General features: G+C 47.6%; 20 protein-coding genes. 8 read left to right on the plus strand and 12 right to left on the minus strand.

Annotated features, from left to right (window positions below; translation table 11 throughout):
- Positions 1-302 precede the first annotated feature (302 nt).
- Positions 303-1,094, plus strand: coding sequence for a glucosaminidase domain-containing protein (locus ACE5KN_RS14635; RefSeq protein WP_375523876.1), 792 nt, complete (start codon positions 303-305; stop codon positions 1,092-1,094).
- A 78-nt stretch (positions 1,095-1,172) separates the two neighbouring features.
- On the opposite strand, the gene ACE5KN_RS14640 is transcribed toward ACE5KN_RS14635, so the two are convergent.
- Positions 1,173-1,706 carry a helix-turn-helix domain-containing protein gene (locus tag ACE5KN_RS14640; protein WP_375523877.1) on the minus strand — a complete coding sequence of 178 codons (534 nt, stop codon included), beginning with the start codon at positions 1,704-1,706 and terminating at the stop codon, positions 1,173-1,175.
- 183 nt (positions 1,707-1,889) lie between these two features.
- On the opposite strand from ACE5KN_RS14640, the gene ACE5KN_RS14645 reads away from it, so the two are divergent.
- Positions 1,890-2,756, plus strand: coding sequence for a VOC family protein (locus ACE5KN_RS14645; protein ID WP_375523878.1), 867 nt, complete (start codon positions 1,890-1,892; stop codon positions 2,754-2,756).
- A gap of 74 nt (positions 2,757-2,830) precedes the next feature.
- On the opposite strand, the gene glsA is transcribed toward ACE5KN_RS14645, so the two are convergent.
- The 4 genes from glsA to ACE5KN_RS14665 all read right to left on the minus strand — a co-directional run bounded on the left by glsA (position 2,831) and on the right by ACE5KN_RS14665 (position 5,869).
- Positions 2,831-3,772, minus strand: coding sequence for a glutaminase A (gene glsA, locus ACE5KN_RS14650; protein WP_375523879.1), 942 nt, complete (start codon positions 3,770-3,772; stop codon positions 2,831-2,833).
- A gap of 105 nt (positions 3,773-3,877) precedes the next feature.
- On the minus strand, positions 3,878-5,131 hold the full coding sequence (locus ACE5KN_RS14655; protein WP_375523880.1) for a winged helix-turn-helix domain-containing protein: 1,254 nt from the start codon (positions 5,129-5,131) through the stop codon (positions 3,878-3,880).
- Between the two features lie 169 nt (positions 5,132-5,300).
- Positions 5,301-5,519: a type II toxin-antitoxin system RelE family toxin gene (locus ACE5KN_RS14660; RefSeq protein WP_375523881.1), complete on the minus strand. Its 219-nt coding sequence runs from the start codon at positions 5,517-5,519 to the stop codon at positions 5,301-5,303.
- Positions 5,519-5,869 (minus strand): AbrB/MazE/SpoVT family DNA-binding domain-containing protein, encoded by a 351-nt coding sequence (locus ACE5KN_RS14665; RefSeq protein WP_375523882.1) that lies wholly within the window; start codon positions 5,867-5,869, stop codon positions 5,519-5,521. The genes ACE5KN_RS14660 and ACE5KN_RS14665 overlap by 1 nt, the downstream gene beginning before the upstream one ends.
- 207 nt (positions 5,870-6,076) lie before the next feature.
- Here ACE5KN_RS14665 and ACE5KN_RS14670 point away from each other — a divergent pair, with 207 nt between their 5' ends.
- The 5 genes from ACE5KN_RS14670 to ACE5KN_RS14690 all read left to right on the plus strand — a co-directional run bounded on the left by ACE5KN_RS14670 (position 6,077) and on the right by ACE5KN_RS14690 (position 8,524).
- Positions 6,077-6,370, plus strand: a complete 294-nt coding sequence (locus ACE5KN_RS14670) for a DUF6809 family protein (protein WP_375523883.1) — start codon at positions 6,077-6,079, stop codon at positions 6,368-6,370.
- A complete protein-coding gene (locus ACE5KN_RS14675) occupies positions 6,367-6,546 on the plus strand; it encodes an AbrB/MazE/SpoVT family DNA-binding domain-containing protein (protein WP_375523884.1) in 180 nt (59 codons plus the stop codon). The genes ACE5KN_RS14670 and ACE5KN_RS14675 overlap by 4 nt, the downstream gene beginning before the upstream one ends.
- 122 nt (positions 6,547-6,668) lie before the next feature.
- Positions 6,669-6,884 carry a hypothetical protein gene (locus ACE5KN_RS14680; RefSeq protein ID WP_375523885.1) on the plus strand — a complete coding sequence of 72 codons (216 nt, stop codon included), beginning with the start codon at positions 6,669-6,671 and terminating at the stop codon, positions 6,882-6,884.
- Positions 6,885-7,079: 195 nt separating this feature from the next.
- Positions 7,080-7,322, plus strand: a complete 243-nt coding sequence (locus ACE5KN_RS14685; RefSeq protein WP_375523886.1) for a hypothetical protein — start codon at positions 7,080-7,082, stop codon at positions 7,320-7,322.
- 194 nt (positions 7,323-7,516) lie between these two features.
- A complete protein-coding gene (locus tag ACE5KN_RS14690) occupies positions 7,517-8,524 on the plus strand; it encodes a LacI family DNA-binding transcriptional regulator (RefSeq protein ID WP_375523887.1) in 1,008 nt (335 codons plus the stop codon).
- A 96-nt stretch (positions 8,525-8,620) separates the two neighbouring features.
- Here ACE5KN_RS14690 and ACE5KN_RS14695 read toward each other — a convergent pair whose 3' ends face one another.
- The 7 genes from ACE5KN_RS14695 to ACE5KN_RS14725 all read right to left on the minus strand — a co-directional run bounded on the left by ACE5KN_RS14695 (position 8,621) and on the right by ACE5KN_RS14725 (position 14,889).
- Positions 8,621-9,940, minus strand: a complete 1,320-nt coding sequence (locus ACE5KN_RS14695) for an ISL3 family transposase (RefSeq protein WP_375523888.1) — start codon at positions 9,938-9,940, stop codon at positions 8,621-8,623.
- Positions 9,941-9,959: 19 nt separating this feature from the next.
- Complete coding sequence (locus tag ACE5KN_RS14700; protein WP_375523889.1) at positions 9,960-11,141, minus strand: MFS transporter; 1,182 nt, start codon at positions 11,139-11,141, stop codon at positions 9,960-9,962.
- 74 nt (positions 11,142-11,215) lie between these two features.
- Entirely contained in the window at positions 11,216-11,506 is a 291-nt protein-coding gene (locus ACE5KN_RS14705; protein WP_375523890.1) for an ArsR/SmtB family transcription factor, read from the minus strand.
- A gap of 152 nt (positions 11,507-11,658) precedes the next feature.
- Positions 11,659-13,167 carry an arabinan endo-1,5-alpha-L-arabinosidase AbnB gene (gene abnB / locus ACE5KN_RS14710; RefSeq protein ID WP_375523891.1) on the minus strand — a complete coding sequence of 503 codons (1,509 nt, stop codon included), beginning with the start codon at positions 13,165-13,167 and terminating at the stop codon, positions 11,659-11,661.
- Between the two features lie 287 nt (positions 13,168-13,454).
- Positions 13,455-13,862, minus strand: coding sequence for a PIN domain-containing protein (locus ACE5KN_RS14715; protein ID WP_375524017.1), 408 nt, complete (start codon positions 13,860-13,862; stop codon positions 13,455-13,457).
- Complete coding sequence (locus ACE5KN_RS14720) at positions 13,858-14,097, minus strand: hypothetical protein (protein ID WP_375523892.1); 240 nt, start codon at positions 14,095-14,097, stop codon at positions 13,858-13,860. The genes ACE5KN_RS14715 and ACE5KN_RS14720 overlap by 5 nt, the downstream gene beginning before the upstream one ends.
- A gap of 219 nt (positions 14,098-14,316) precedes the next feature.
- Positions 14,317-14,889 (minus strand): TetR/AcrR family transcriptional regulator, encoded by a 573-nt coding sequence (locus ACE5KN_RS14725; protein ID WP_375533097.1) that lies wholly within the window; start codon positions 14,887-14,889, stop codon positions 14,317-14,319.
- A gap of 166 nt (positions 14,890-15,055) precedes the next feature.
- On the opposite strand from ACE5KN_RS14725, the gene ACE5KN_RS14730 reads away from it, so the two are divergent.
- Complete coding sequence (locus ACE5KN_RS14730) at positions 15,056-16,732, plus strand: MFS transporter (protein ID WP_375523894.1); 1,677 nt, start codon at positions 15,056-15,058, stop codon at positions 16,730-16,732.
- The last annotated feature ends 67 nt before the right edge of the window (positions 16,733-16,799 follow it).

Below are 16,799 nucleotides of genomic sequence, written 5' to 3' on the forward strand. Positions count from 1 at the left end.
CATATTGGACGAAAAATAAAAAGTGATCCTGTCTCCATCCTATACAGTAGTAAGCACGCTGATACAAAGCGTGCTATTTTTGTGCCCTCGGAACCGTTCACGGGAGTCCTTAATATGATATAGGTGAGGATGCCTTGGGATTCTCATTTTTTCGAGAAATGATTTTCTGTATCGCGAACTTGCTCTTGATCACCAATGAAAATGTCGGTAAACCGGACGAGCTGGTTCCGCCAGTGATCTGCCAAGCGGGGGAGTGCTGAGGGGACAGACGGAAATATGGAAAAAGGGGATGTGAGCGAGAAGTGAGCCTTACACGAAAGCAATTTATCGAGAAATTAGCCCCATATGCCGTGGATTGCATGAAGAAAACGAATATTTCCGCAGCTTTAACGATTGCCCAGGGATGTCTTGAGAGCGCAGACGGAAACAGCGGTCTGACCAAGAAAGCAAATAATCTCTTTGGAATCAAGGGGAAAGGTGATGCAGGCAGCATCGTCATGCCAACCAAGGAACAAAGGTCGGATGGCTCCGAATACACCATTGACGCATCCTTTGCCATGTACAGCAGCTGGGGGGCTTGCGTTGAGGCGAAAGCCAATATGTTTTTGAAGGGCGTTTCGTGGGACAAAGACAAATACAAGCCTGTGGTCGGTAAACGCGGCGAAGAAGCTGCCAAAGCTGTCCAAGCCTGCGGGTATGCCACGGATATCAGGTATGCAGATAAGCTGATTGCCATTATGGATGCTCATAATCTTTATCAATACGACAAGCTAGAATCAGATGTGCAGGAACTCACCAAGGAAATCACTGTTTATTACGAAACTGACAAGGATACCGGCCAATTGCTTAATAACACCACATATGTAAAACTGACCAAGCTTGGCGAGGTGTTTGGTTTTGCGTGTTCTTTTGACAATAGCACGAAAAAAGCAAACATTAACGGCCGCGAGCTGCAAGATACTCTGCTGGTAGATGGAAGGGCTTATGTGCAGGTCAGACCCCTGGTCAAGGCTTTTGGCGGTGAACTGATTTGGGATAATTCCAATAAAACATTGACTGTCAAGAAGTCTGCATCAGAGGATAAAACGGAGTAATTCCCAAGTGTTTGGAATTAGGGTGAAAGCTCTGCTAACCACTATGGTAAGCAGAGCTTTTTTGGTCATCCATACATTTCACTGGGCCGATTCCCTATGAATTGAGATCAATACGATCGCCGTCTCATCTCCGATATTTTCCGCATAATGGGGGAAACAGGCTTTCCAGCTGAACGTATCCCCTGCATATACAACCGCCGAGTCCTGCCCCTGCCTGATGCGCAGCGTTCCCTGCATGACATAATGGATTTCATCCCCCGGATGCGAATGAGCCTCCTCCGTTGCAGCGCCTGGCGGCATTTCCACCAGCATCATTTTCACACTTCCCTGATCGTTTAAGTGCTCGACATGAAAATTGTTTTTGCCATAAATCGTTTTCCGACGTTCGTCCTTGCGCGTAATACGCATACGTTCGTTTTTTTGCAGCAGTAGAAATGCGAGTGGCACCTCTAGCGCTTCGGCAATACTGTTTAAAGTAGAAAGGGAGGGCGACGTCTTATCGTTCTCAACCTGGCTCATAAATCCCTGAGATAATCCTGTTTTTTCACACAGCTGCTGAATGGACATGTTTTTTTGCCTGCGGGCTGCTCTGATATTTACGCCGATTTCCATGCTGTATCCCCTCCGATCTATTATTTATAATACTAAACTTTTATTGATTGTAGCAAAAAAATAATTGACTTTCTAATAGTAAGATGGTAATTTTGTCACACAGAGATACTTTAAGTATTAAGATTGAAATTTAATATAGCTACGTAATAAAAATTATGTATACCAAATGGAGGCAGAAAAGCTATGAAACCGCAAATTCATCCGGCAACGGATATTGGTCTCGTGAGTCTGAAAATTAAAAATTTGGAGCGGTCCATTACGTTTTATACTGAGGTTATCGGTCTCAAAGTGCTGAAGCAGGAGGGAAGCCAGGCCGAGCTGACGGCCGACGGGGTCCACCCGCTGCTGATTCTCCGGGAAATCGAAGACGCGCTTGTGCTGCCGGAGCGTTCCGGAGCGGGCTTGTACCATTTTGCCATCCTTGTTCCTGACCGCGCATCGCTCGGCCTGGTTGTCCGCAACCTGATCCATCATAACATTCCGGTGGGACAAGGGGACCATCTGGTCAGCGAAGCTCTGTATCTGAACGATCCGGATAATAATGGCATTGAAATTTACGCCGACCGGCCCCGTGAAACCTGGAAGCGCGACAGCAGCGGCCATTATGTGATGGGTACCGATCCGGTGGATGTAGAGGGGCTGCTGGCGGCCTCCGAGCATTTGCAGTGGGCAGGCCTGCCTGCGGGTACGGTCATTGGGCACGTCCATTTCCATGTATCGGATTTGAAGGCTGCGGAGCAATTTTATGTCAACTTGTTGGGATTCGATATTACAGCCTTTTACGGCTCCATGGCTTTGTTCGTCTCGGCTGGCGGTTATCACCATCATATCGGATTGAATACGTGGGCAGGGGTGGGCGTACCGCCAGTGCCCGAAAATGCTGCGGGTATTGACTATTTTACACTGCGGCTGCCTGATCAAAAGGAGCTGGATGCAGTCGTCACTCGGTTAACCGAGAGCGGTTATTCCGTTACACAACGGGATGGCGCCCTGTTTGTAAAGGACCCGTTTAATATCGGGATCAAGCTGGAATCCAAATCCAACGGATAATTCAACATTTAAACGAAAAAAAGTATCCCTCAACCGGATGACAGGTTTGAAGGGATACTTTTTTGCTGTATCGGTCAGAACATGCTCCAATCCAGCTCCCGCGACAGCGTCTCCAGCAGATGCACACCTGTCGTGCTGTTACCCATCCGGTTCAGAGCCGGTCCAACAACGCCGATGCCGTAACGTCCGGGTACCATCGTCAATATGCCGCCGGACACGCCGCTCTTCGCGGGCAGCCCGACCTGAATGGCAAAATGGCCAGACGCATCGTACATCCCGCAGGTGGTCATGAACGTCTTGGCAATCTGCACATAGCGGCGCGGGATCAGCTGCTCATTTCGGATCGGATCGTAACCGTTATAAGCGAGAACCAGGCCCATACGGGCAAGATCGGCACAGGTGGCGTTAATGGAGCAATGGCGGAAGTATACCTCCAGCACGTCCTCAACCTTGCCTCTTAAAATCCCTTTTTCCATTAGAAAATAAGCGAGCGAGCGGTTCAGGTGACCTGTTGCCGATTCTGATTCGTATACTTCTTGGTCGAAGTCCATCCGCTCATTATGAGCGAGCAGTCTGAAAAATTGCAAAATCCGCGCGTATCTTTCCTCAATGCTGTTGCCGGCAATCAGGGAAGAGACGGCGATCGCGCCTGCGTTGATGAACGGATTAAAGGGAATACCGGGCTCCACCAGCTCCAGCTTAAGCATAGAGTTAAAGCGGTCTCCTGTCGGCTCCATGCCTACCTTGGAAAATACGAGACTCTCGCCGTTATCCATCAAGGCCAGGATGAGTGTAAATACTTTGGAAATACTTTGCAGTGTAAAAATACAGCTGCAGTCACCGGAAGTGATCGTATTTCCTCTGCCATCCATAATCGTAATTCCAAGCGCATCCTTTGGGGCTTTGGACAGCTCGGGAATATAAGCGGCGACCTTGCCGTGAACATGCTGCCCGCGGCTCTCTTCCACCCATTTCGGCAGTTTGTTTTGAAGTTGCTCCCATTCGTAGTTGTACATGTTGTCCTCCTGTCCTGGACGGTATCTCCTATATAACCTGCTCTTCCTGCAGCTTCAATATGATTCTACTGTCGATTGCCCGTTTATAACAAGCTCGAAACTCGGTTATATGGACAGCATTTCTTTCAAAGCCGACGGTTCTGTTCTTTCCACTGTGATATGCTCTGCCTGAAAAGAAGCTGCAAAACGGACCAGACCGCCGCGCAGGGCCTCAACCAGTTCATCCGTCATCTGGATATGCTCATCCAGCTGCAATAGAGGAACACTTAACGTACTGCTTTTGCGGTCAAGGCGGGGGTCCATTCTGCCGATCAATTCGTCCCCATGCAGAATCGGCATCGCGTAGTAGCCATAACGCCGTTTGACAGCCGGGGTGTAGATTTCCCATCTGTAATGAAAGCCGAACAGGTCGGCCAGGCGTTCCCTGCGCCATAACAGGTTGTCCAGAGGCGGCAAAAAGATCACCGGAGAGCCTTCATTTCCACCTGCTGCGGATTGGCCGGAAAACTCCTGCAGCATCTCCACATCGGCGGCAGGCATGTAATACGGCCTTGCTACATCCTCAATCTCCAGGGCCGCAAGCTGCCCCGCTTGAAGGCGGGATTCGATCCAGCTTTTTCGCTCGGATGCGGACGATTTAACCCAGCCAAGGCGGGGGTCTTGTGCGTCGAACACTCTGTAAGCCCGTATGTATTTGTCCAACAGCTTGCTGCGGACGTCCGCGGGGTCGAATGATGCAGCTTTCTGCAGCAGCTCGTTAGGAACGGTCATATCCGTCAATGCAAAAAAACGCTCCGTGCCTTTGCGCCCAACCACTCGCACGATACCTGCATCCACAAGCAGCGTTAGTGCATGGGACGTATCTTTGGTTCTCGGAATGTCGTTCGGATTTTCCCAATAGCCCGTCACCTTGGCGCCAGATTGAAAGGCACGGGAGGGGAGAGGGCCTTCGGCCTGCAGACGGGCAAGCACGGCTTGTGCGACCGGTTCCATATCCTTCAATCTGTCCTGTACTGCATTGCGCCTCCGTTCGCGGACAGGCTCGTAAAGTGGATAATCCTCCATCGGTATCACGCAGGCCGCGTTAGCCAGATACTCGAACACTTTATGCTCGGCCAGCAGTTCTTCGAGCATCTTCGGCTGATACCCCGCCATTCGGGCTGCCAACACGAGGTGCTGATTGGGAGCTACGGCAGATACCGGGTCCAATTGTACGGCTACCAGGGAACGAATCATGTGCAGAACGGTGTGCGAGGAAGGTGTTTCCGTTACAGGCAAAGAGGATGGAGCCGGCAGCAGATGCTGGGTATGAAGAAGAAACCTTCGTAAAGCTTTGCGATCTATGCGTATGGATGGCATGAATCTGCATTCTCCTTTTTAGAAAATCCACAATTTACAAACCAGTATACTGCTTGAGTGAAGGGAATGAAACCGAAACAATTGGATTCATTACGTAAATGATTAATCTAATAAATTATTTATGCAATAAATAAACAAAGATACAATTATACGTTCTCTGATGAACTCCTCAAAGAATGGACTTGGTCCTCCAAGTATGCCAGCGGTAACCGATACCCAGGTGAGTAAAAGACCATTTTTTCAAGTGCGACAAGTCGCCGTGGAGTGGCTCACCGGCATGGGGGTTTTCTGCAATATCATCCAATATACTGAGAACAATCTTAATGATCGGTCTATCCAGTCGCTTCAAATCTTTTTTGGCTTGGTTGGTGACAAATAATTGGTACATTATAAGTAGCCCTCGTCGTTAAGCTCCTTTTTCAAATCCTGCAGCGAAGTAAGCTCGCCCTGTTCATACTGCTCCTCGGACTCCATAACGGCATTCATAAGAGCTTCGGCTAATTCTTTCTTGCGTTCAGGGATTTTTTCGGCAAAGTCTTTTTCGGAATATCCTTCGTTAATCAGATCTCGTTTAATCAAATCCTCCAGATCGTCCAGCAAATCCTTTTTATACAAGATCAAACGACCTTGTTTATCAATGTCAATTTTCAGGTTGTCGCGGGGGTTAATATTAGACCTTTCACGAAGCTCTTTGGGGATTGTTATTTGTCCGCGTTCATTTACTTGAATGTCGAACATCCTAATTCTCCTTTCGTCATTTCAGTATTCTGATTTGTATTTTCATTAACTGTATTCGGACTTCCTCCGCATTAAGGATATAAACAAATATTTTTTAGTGATTATATCGCTAAAATACAATGTGTTGTGATCTGATGATGTATGATATGACAGCGGGGCCCCACTATGTCCGGGAGTTCCATAATTGCAATAAATAGGAGGAGAATTATGGGAATTGTTTTGGAAAAGCTGTTCTATGGAGATCTCAGACCTAACGAATGCATACTCCCTGCAAATTCTGAATATCTCAGCCTTGACCAAAAGATTTCTTCGTTAATGGATGCCTATCACAAGAAGCTTTCACCGGAAGAATATGATGAGTTGGAGAATTTAATCGAATTGTTGGGACAATCGACATCCATATACTCAGCTGCTGCGTATACAGAAGGCTTTCGGCTGGGGGCCTTGATCATGATTGAAGTGTTTGGGGGAACGGATTTAAAAGGGGGGAGCAGTGAGTGAACTTTATTGAGGACGAAAGCGACAAGATTGTCATTACAAAATCAAATGTGGTCGCGTTACGCGAATTTTTAGATTCGATGGCGAAGGAAGCCAAGGCTAGAGGAATCAACGAAAACGACTTGCTGCACGATTTAGAACAAGTTCGGGAGAAAATGTGGAGCAAACGAAACAAATAGTGGGATACTTGGCTCCATCTGATTTATTAGTATTGTTGCAGAATGTGCCGATTCCGTGTATCTTTTTGAAAGTAAGAAAAAAAACTTACTATTAGAATAGACTACATAGGAGGGGAACCGGGATGACCCGTTATCTTTTTGAATATGAATTGAAATCTACCGGCTACAAAGGAGAATTCAGCTGGGTGGCTGAAACCGAGGAGCAGGCAAAGGCGGCCGTTCACGAGCGCATCGCCGATCTGGAGTTTGCGGACATGGATGATGTGATTGTGGGCAAGCTGCTGAAAACATTGGACGCCACCAATCAATATTATGAATGCGAGGGCTGCAGTTCCTAATCTACAGATGATGTAACGAGCATAAAAGGTCAAGAACAGGTGGAAGCTGCCCACGTTCTTGACCTTTTTTTCTTTTGTGTTTGGGGTAGTAACCAGCGTAGCTGATACTACCCGTATTTGTTTAAGAAGCAGGGGTTCCGAGGCTGTGATATGCTGAATTTAAGTGGAAAATAAAAAAATAGGGAGACAGGGTGCATGGATAAACTCGACTTGATCCTCCGGAAGATCGAAGCTCTTGAAGAAGGACAGAAAGAGCTGATCCCAATCAGCCGTGCGATTAGCGACCGTCAAGAAGAAACCGATGCAAAGCTAGACGGCATGGCTATGGATGTACATAAACTACAAGGCAAGGTAGAGGCACAAAATGAGAAGCTGAATGCCGTAACCGATGAGCTGTACACATTCGCAGGAACACGAAAAGCAACTTCCGCCAGTTGAAAGGGCATATGCGAATGCTCGACAATGACTTTGAAGAAGCTGTAGAACGCATTGATCAGTTGGAATCCCGTCAATAGGGGGCTCCGTCCCCATAGAAGAGGTTGAGCAAATCATCAATCTGTGCTTTTGGAGCGTACTCCTATTATGGTATTGTTGTGATATACGCTAATACGAACGGTAAAGAAGGTGCAAAAATGGCAGCCACAATTAAAGATATCGCCAGACTGGCCAACGTATCCCATACAACGGTATCCAGGGCGCTGAACAACAGCCCATTGATCAAAGAGGAGACCAAACGCAAAATTTTGGAGCTGGCTGAGCAGTTAAATTACACTCCGAATTACAATGCCAAAAGCCTTGTGATGCAGCGTTCCCATACGATCGGCTTATTCTTTACCAGCATTTCGCGTGGAACGTCTTCCAGCTTTTTTGCAGATACGATCAGGGGAGTGAACTCCGTTATTGATACGCATTTTAACCTGTTTGTGCGCGGAATCGATGAGTTCGGCGATTTTTCTTCCATCCATGGCAGGCGGTTTGACGGCATTCTATTGATGAGCCAGAGCGAAAAGGACAACCCTTTCATTGACCATGTGCTTCAGCAGGGCATCCCGCTTGTTGTTCTGAACCGCCAAGTCTCGGGCGAGGGATTGATTAATATCATTTCAAACGATTTGGAAGGTGCCTATCATGCTGTTTCGTACCTTATAGAATGCGGGCATAGCAGGGTGGCATTAATAGAAGGCAGGGAAGGGTTCAAGTCTTCACAGCGGAGAAGAGACGGGTTCGTAAAAGCATTGGTAGAGCATCAGCTGCCGATCCACAATGAATACATGGTTGCAGGCCAGTATGATACCGAAAGCGGAAGCGAGGCAATGAAGCGGCTGCTCGCGCTGGCGGAACCGCCTACTGCGGTTTTTTGCTCCAATGATGATATGGCCATAGGTGCCATGAATGCGGTGTTCGAGCAGGGCATGAGGGTGCCTGAGGATATTTCCATCGTTGGCTTCGATGATATCGGATATTCGCAGTATATGACCCCGCCGCTGACGACGGTGAAGAGACCCATCGAACAGATCAGCGCAGCAGGAGCGTCCCATATCCTGGAGCTGATCCAGTCACCTTCAACTGAAGAAAAATTGATCTATATGGGAACCGAACTGGTTATCCGAAAATCGGTTAAGGTACAAAGAATGGTATAATTAAAAAAGAGACAGTGTTCTGATTTCTACAGAGCGCTGTCTCTTCTGTGCAATTACAACAAAATAAGGGTATTCGGAAGTTATGTTGGAAAAGGGCTATGAAACGCCCTTCTCCAATCTCTCAATCAAAGCGGAAATATCAACACCAAGCAGAATTGGTTCTTCCGTTTCACAAGGTGGCATTTTGATTTTTGGAAAGTTTTCTTCCAGTACGCAGGTATCGATCCGCCGCTGATTTTTTGGCTTACGTTTCTTTTCGGGCCCGTCAGTAAAGAGAATTTCGGCTCGCAAAGCTTCAAATGAATAACCCCTACCCAACCGGTTAATGAGACGGATAAGGCAATTCATTGACTCTGTATAAGCGTTCGTGACGGGGTGGTCGAAGTAGGAGAATATCTCTTCTTCCCAGTTGTCCATAGCTTTTGTAAGAGGCTCAAAAGCCATTAGGAGTTCATCTGGAATCTTGGCTTTCCAATCGCAGTATTCGAGGTAAGCCTTTTGTCTGCTGCCGCTATTCCATATGTCAAAAAATGATTCCTTCAGGTTATATGCAATGCTGAGAGAAGGGTGATTATTCGTCCATAGGTCAAGAGTTATCTTATCCATCTCTGTTAGCTCATTATGACGTTTCAAGAGAATAAAGCGGTCGTTCATGAGTCCACGCCGTTCCTTCGGTGATAACCCCTCTCTATGCTGTTTACGGATGGTTTCTAACGCTTGGTTTGCCATACGGACAACGTGAAACTTATCGACGATGATCAGAGCTTTTGGCAGTACAGATCTCACGGCGTCCTTATAGGGTTGCCACATATCCATAGTAACGTATTGTATTTGTCCTCTATTTGGAAGGCGTGAGAGATAGCCTGCAACGGATTCCTTGTTACGATTGGGCAAAATGTCCAGCAAAGTACGTTCCGCAATATTGGTTAGCACGCATCTTGGCTTAATCATGTGTATTTCGTCAATCCCAAGCCAATTAGGTGTTTCAAATCGAAAAGTTTCTTTAAGACGTTTGATGTAATCACGAAAGATGTTACGTATTGTTTTCTCATGCAATCCAACTTCCTCGGATATACTGACAAACGTGCGTTTAAGGCTTTGCTTCTCTATATAACACAATAAACGTTTGGTGCAGTTTCGCTTCTCGTCTATGGTGTGGTGTAGGTGTTCCCAAAAGGTTCGATTGCAGTCTCTGCAGCGATACCTCTGACGCTTTATAAGAAGCTCTACACGCTTGCCGTGAATAGGTAAGTCCATACAGATTTGTTCCCTGCTATCGTGTTTGTAAAGGTTGGCTGCACATCCACAATGAGGGCAAGTCAAAGGTAGAGAGTTCGCCATCACTTGAATTAGAAAATCGAATTCATTCTCATCAATACTTAGGATGTTGAATTTCGATAGATTTAAAATATCCATTTGAACTTCTTCTTTGCATTTATGCTGCAAACTCCTTCTTTGTTTTCGCATCACTGGCCAAGATACCGCTGAATATAAACAATAACAACGAACCTGCAAAGCATATAGCCGCAAACATGCCTACGGCGGAAAAACCGTTAAAAGTCGCGTAAATCAGGCCTGCGATCCAAGAACCGAGCGTTGTCGCAGCGTACATAATTGAATTGGCCAAGCTGGAGATCGTGCCGCGTATGGCCGGATTTAATGAATTCAGAAGTCCCAATATGAGTGGAAAAGCGATTCCCATGGTAACGAATATGAAAAAGTAAACACTTTCGAAGGCCGCAACCGATCGCAAGTGGGGCAAAACAATAAAACATGCAATAGAGACAAGAAAGCCCGCGACCAGCGTGTTGAAACGGTTTAATGTTTTGATCACATAGGCACCGCAGAGGCTCCCGACTATATTCCCGAGACCAAGAAAAAACATCAAATATCCCGCTTGATCGATCGAAAGGTGAAAACGATCCGTCACCCATTTTCCGATGAAAGAGAAGGCGGCAAAGAATCCGCATTGAAATAAGAAATGAGCGAAGAAAGCTCTTCTCGCCATTGAACTGTTCAATAGCGGGATGTATCTACTGAAAATAGGAGATTTGGTGATTTGGCCTTGATCCGGTTTCACTTCGGGCATAGCATAGTAGATGAATATTGCCACGAATAATGCGGATGTTCCGATTGTAAAAAAAGAATAAGACCATTGGATGGAGGCAAGCAGACTTCCAATAGGGATGCCGAATGCTTGGGAAGCAGCCACGGCGGCCATGACGATTCCGGATACTTTGGCGATCTTTGGCGTTGGGAACAGGGCAGGGATCGAGGCCCAAACTTGAGGAGCCGTAAATGCCGCGCTGACTCCGGCTAAAAAACGGAATAAGAACATCGACCAAAAACCTGTGGCAAAGCCGCATAACAGGGTTGAAACCGAGAAGCATACCATGCCGGAAAGCATGACCTTTTTGCGATCCCAACCATCGGAAAGCGGTCCGGCAATCAGCGCGAATAGGGCATAACCTAAAGCATAGGCTCCGACCATCCAACCTGCGGATTCGGTCGGGATATGAAACAACTGTTGAAGCGTGGGGATGAGCGGAGAAATCAAAAAAGTATCCGTGCCGATGACAAACATGATGAGAAATAATAAGATTGTTAATCTTAACATGGTATCCACCCTTTTCATTTTTGTTCTAAAGTTCAATGATCATTGAACTAATGAAGAAAAAAAGAGATTTCCTTCTACAGCGTATCCAGAAATCCAGGTAAATAAGTTTGAAATGTTTCCAAATCGAGACTCGTATACTTTGCTTGGGCATCTTTTCGTACGTTGATTAATTTCGCCTCCTTCAAAGTACGCAAGTGATACGAAGTATTCGATTTAGAAGTATCGCGAATGTTTCCTATTTCTCCGCAATTCATTTCCTTCTTGCCGACGTATAGAGCTCGTATGATTTCCAATCTTGTTTCATCAGCTAATGCTTTGAATATTTTGACTCTGAGCTCATCACTTGTTATTTTTTGAGTAGTCATAAAACTATTGTACTAAGATGCCGTTACAAATCAAGTCTTTAGAAAAATACCACCACATTCTCCGATTTATAAGTGAAGTGTTTTTAGTTGTAAAGTAAATGGACCTGTATACCACACTCGGATGTGGAATACAGGTCCGTTTTGACGTCACTTTACTTACTCAGCGCATGACTTCCCCAGATGGCAGTACCGTCTCCGGACAGGGCCGAGAAGGTCATAACGTAGCTTTGAGCGCCGCTGTCCCATTGACGCAGGAACTTTCCTTTATAAGCCGTTCCGTTCAATGTGAGGGTGACGTTGTTTTTACCGTTCTTGTTCCATGTTCCCGACACGGTCCCTGTGACTGTGCCGTTCTTGTTTAGCTCGATTGCTGTGGCAGACTTGATGTCTGCCGATATATCCCTGCCGTGATTCACGTATTTATATACCCCTGCAATCTCCTTGGGCTGAACGGAGGTTTCTGTCTCACCGGCATAGCGGTGAGGCGCGATGACCGGCCATCCGTCTTCATTCATCATGACTCGATGCACGCGGACCTGATGTTCTTCTCCACGCCCAGGGAAGCGGGTATGGAAGAAGATGAACGTTTCGCCGCTTTTCGGGTCGACATATACGGAGTTGTGGCCTGGAGATACATAACCCTGCTCTGTGTATTTCTCTCCAGCGAGGGCGGTAAATTTAAAATTGCCAATGAGCTTGGCCCCGTACGGAGCAATCGCAGCATCGTCGAAGAAGGTGCCGTCCGCGCCTTTGGCGTTGATCATATCCTTACCTGCCGAGTCTACATAAGGGCCGTCCGGGCTCTTGGATCGTGCAACCCTGATGTTATAGCCCCCGACTGCATCCAATCCGCCAAAGGACAGGTACAGATAATAGTAGTCCGTTTGCGGATTATACACAATATAAGGGGCTTCGATCCGACTGTGGTTGCCGCCCAGCAGTTTTTTGCCGTATCCTTGGCCGGGAAGCGGCTTGCCGGTTTGCGGGTCCATTTCCATAATAAAAATGCCGCCTGAATACGATCCGTACACCATCCACAGCTTGCCGTTCTTATCGAAGAAGACGTCCGGATCGACGACATTCGGGTGAATGGTCGCATCGTAAATGGTTCCATCTTCACTGATGTCATCCCACATGCCGGACTTTAAGATAATGCCCGTATCCTTGTAGGGCCCCTCCGGGCGATCGGCGACCGCAATACCCATGGCCGATCGTGGGGAGTCCCCCTTGCAGGCGTTATAATACATGTAGTATTTCCCGTCCGCCAGTTGGATGACGTCAGCAGCCCATAATGTATTGCTTTGCGCCCATTCGAACGTTTCACCAAGCTCCTCGAAAACATTGGGAATGAGCGGGTTATTGTTGTCGACGACAGTGGAGATTTGCTGCCAGTGCATCAGATCCTGTGTTTTTGCGGAGGCCAGATGGGAACCAAAGACGTAGAAGGAATCTCCGCTTTTAATGACAGAAGGATCATGAACAGTGACTTCGGAGAAAGAAGGGATTGTATCCGTCTTATTGACAACGCTTTCAATAGTGAGCGATGAATCGGCACCCGTTTGTGCGGCAGGAGAGGCAGCGGCAGTTCCATTGACGATACTGCTGCCGGCCGCGGTCAGGCAGGATAGCAAAACCAAAGCAGTTTTTTTACTTTGTTTCATTAATAAACCATCCTTCCGTATGTATATTGATATACAAATATATTTACGAATTAACATTATTATAAATCACGAAAAGAGGCAACTGTTTTTTCCATTTCAGGGTAGACCTCCACTAGAGACACACTCTTCAGGCTGATGATCTCTTTGATCAGTTCACTTTATTTTCTGTATCTAATGTACAGGATTATGGGACGAAAATACCGGATGGAACAAATAAACGCCCTTCATCCTCCTTGTGGAGTCAGTAGGGCGTTATTTGTGTCCTGGTAATTGGAATTAAAGGATATTCAGGCCCCATCACTAAAATCAATCACCTGAACACCATAATCTTTCTTTGCAAATTGTAAATCACGATCTGAAGTTACCAAAACTAAATTATATTCTATAGCGGTAGCAAGTATCAGTGCATCAGGAGTTTTCAACTTCCGTCCGTGTAAATCTTTTTGCTCCCTGCGTATCCTGCCTGCCTTGACAGCGATATGAGAATTGACGTTTATAAACTCTCCCATAAGAAAAGGTACGTCTTCAAGTTTGGTATTAAGCGGGAGACCCGCTATAAATTCAGACTTTGTTATAACTGAAAAGCTGATCTCTTCTCCTAGACGAACCGCGTCATCAATTATGGCGTTTAGCTCAGCTGCTTGTCGATGAAGGGCTATAGCCGCATTAGTATCAAATAGATATCCTATTTTAATCCCAACTTTCCCTGGATTCCTTCACGCTTTCCTCAATACCCTTTAACTGCTCCTCTGTAAGACTTCCTCTTGCCTTTAAAACAGCTTGTAGGCCTTGTGGTAAATCGGGACGGAATTCAATAACCTCTCTTTCAGAAGAATCGAATTCCAAAATCACTCGTTTCGGGTCCATCCCACTTTTTCTCAAAAGCTCTATTAGACTTCTGCGGAAAGAAGGATTTGGTTGTTTTTCCATTAGATCTCCTCCTGACGATCAGCTTTTAACTACCCACTTATATTATATCCATTCTCAGAACCAGACTGCACTATAAATCATAGGACTTTGCGTGCTGCAGGCAACCGAAACGGCCTTAGGAGAAAACTCGCTAAGACCGTTTCTATCAAATTTATTTCTGCAAATGATAAGGCACAGTAGTCACAACGACATTTCTGCGGTAGAGCAAGTGCACATAGATCAGGAAGGTAGCTGACCCTCGATCAGCACCTTACAGGCGTCGAGGAAATAATCCGGATGATAAGCATCCTTATCCATGTATCCGCTCATCATGGCACCTTCTTTCAGCAGCTGGAGCTGATAGGTGAGCTGGACGGGATCGCGTGCGCCAGCCTGGCGGACAATGTCTTCCACTTGTTCCCAGATCTTGTGGCGGCTCACCATGGCTGCCTGGTGTCCGGGATGCTCCTCATCCGGAAACTCAACGATGGCGTTCATAAATGAACAGCCGCGATAATGAGAGCTCTTCATCCGTTCAACCAATTCTTCCAGAAGAGCATAGAGCTGTTGCTTGGGAGAGTTCGGGAACTGCCGCTTGACTTCTTCAATAGCTTCCAAGCGGACCTCGGAACGCCGCTCCAAATAGGCGACAATCAGATGGTCCTTGGTGGGGAAATTGCGGTAAAAGCTGGCTTTGGCAACGCCCGACTCCTCGATAATCCGGTCAATACCAACCACTCGTATACCTTCTTTATAAAATAAATCGAAAGCCACACTTAAAATTCGCTCTTTGGCGGATTCTTTCTTCGGCAAGCTGATCACCTGTTTCCTGATTATAGATAAATTATCTGTTGACATGAGACAGATCTGTCTGTATCATGTGGTTACTGTCCGAATGAGACAGATCTGTCTCATTTATTCTAAAGGGAGATTCCGGCTGCTGTCAAATCATCCGGATTCTGAAGGAGGATGCAATACTATGAACCAAAGGAACGATTCCATACCTGTGCCTCCTGCGGCGACGGCAGCCGAGCCGCGTCAGAGGCCGCGTCTTATGCTGGCCGTCATGCTGCTGTCCGTTTTTATGGCAGTGGCCAACATTTTCATCGTTAATGTGGCGACTCCGTCTATTCAGCGCGGCCTGCATGCCGACTTTTACGATGTTCAGCTTGTCGTATCGGCCTATACGCTGGCTTATGCTGTAGCCTTGATTATCGGTGGCAGGCTGGGCGACAGATATGGACGGCGGAGAATGCTGCTTATCGGGATCGCCGGATTTACGCTCACGTCATTGTTGTGCGGAATAGCGAATAGCAGTGGAATGCTCATTGCGATTCGTGTGCTTCAGGGCCTCAGTGCAGCGCTGATCTCGCCGCAGGTGCTGTCGCTTATTCAGGCGCAGTATCCGCCCGAGAGAAGGGGCATGATTTTCGGCTTGTACGGGGCTGCGCAGGGATTGGCCGCTTCCACCGGTCAATTGATCGGTGGTTTATTGCTGGCCTGGAATCCCTGGTCGCTGGACTGGCGGCTTGTATTCTTCTTTAATGTGCCAATCGGATTGGTGCTCCTGTTCATGGTTCCGTTCGTTTCGGAATCCCGGGATACCGACCGCACGCGGATGGACTGGTACGGCGCGGCCATTGCCGCTGCCGGACTGCTGCTGCTCGTATATCCGCTGGTGCAGGGCCAGAAGCTGGGATGGCCGGCGCTGCTCATCATTAGTCTGATCCTGTCGGTTCCTGTTCTGGCGGTGTTTGTATGGACGCAGCGCAGGTTGCTTGCCAGCGGGCGGCGGCCGTTTATGAACGTCAGGCTGTTCGGACAAAAGTCTTTCAGCCTGGGGCTGGCGGTTATCTTTCTGATGATAACCGCCCAGTCCGCCTTTTTTCTGATCATGGCCTACCTGCTGCAAATGGGTCACGGCTTCACCGCCCTGAAATCCGGCCTGATCATTCTGCCGCTGGGGCTTGCCTACTTCCTGGCTTCGCTGCTGTCGCCGAAGCTGGCGGGCAGAATCGGGGCTTATGTGCTTACGGTCGGTGCGGTTATGACCTTCATAGGATATCTGGCGCTTGGATTTTCAGTCTGGGCAACCGGCTGGTCGCCGAATGTGTGGCTGTGGCTCCCGGCTTTGACGCTGCTCGGGGCTGGACAGGGCTTTGTTGCCTCACCGCTGACCAATGTCGTGCTCTCCAAGGTGGAGAAGCAGGATATCGGTTCGGCCTCCGGTATTCTGACAACTGGCATGCAGCTGGCCTCAGCCATCGGCATCGGTCTTATTGGCATCGTCTGGATGAGCTCCCTCGGTCATTACGCAGGCCAAGCGGAAGCCCGTACTGAACTGCAGCTTCGGCAGAACTTGGCGGCCTACGCCTTGACGGAAGAGCAGGGGGAAGGAGCACTGGCCGGACTGCGTGAATGCCTTTCGGCAGGAAGCGGGGGTGGGCAGTCGGTAGCAGCAGGCTGCACGAATGTTGCCGTGGCTGGAAGTGGGGAGGAGAAGCTGATTGCGGATGGCGTCTCTCAGACAAATATGCGGAATTACACAAGTGCCTTTACTTTCAGCATGTATGTGCTCGGGCTTTACACCATGTTTATGATACCGATGACAATTGCTCTTGCCGGAAGAAAACGGCAGAACCATTCGCGGGGTTGAAATTGGGATCACATCTATAAAGTCAAAAAAGTGAAGAACAGGGGAAGTTACTCCTGTTCTTCACTTT

The sequence above is a fragment of the Paenibacillus terreus genome, assembly GCF_042138595.1.
GTDB classification, from domain to species: domain Bacteria; phylum Bacillota; class Bacilli; order Paenibacillales; family Paenibacillaceae; genus Paenibacillus; species Paenibacillus terreus.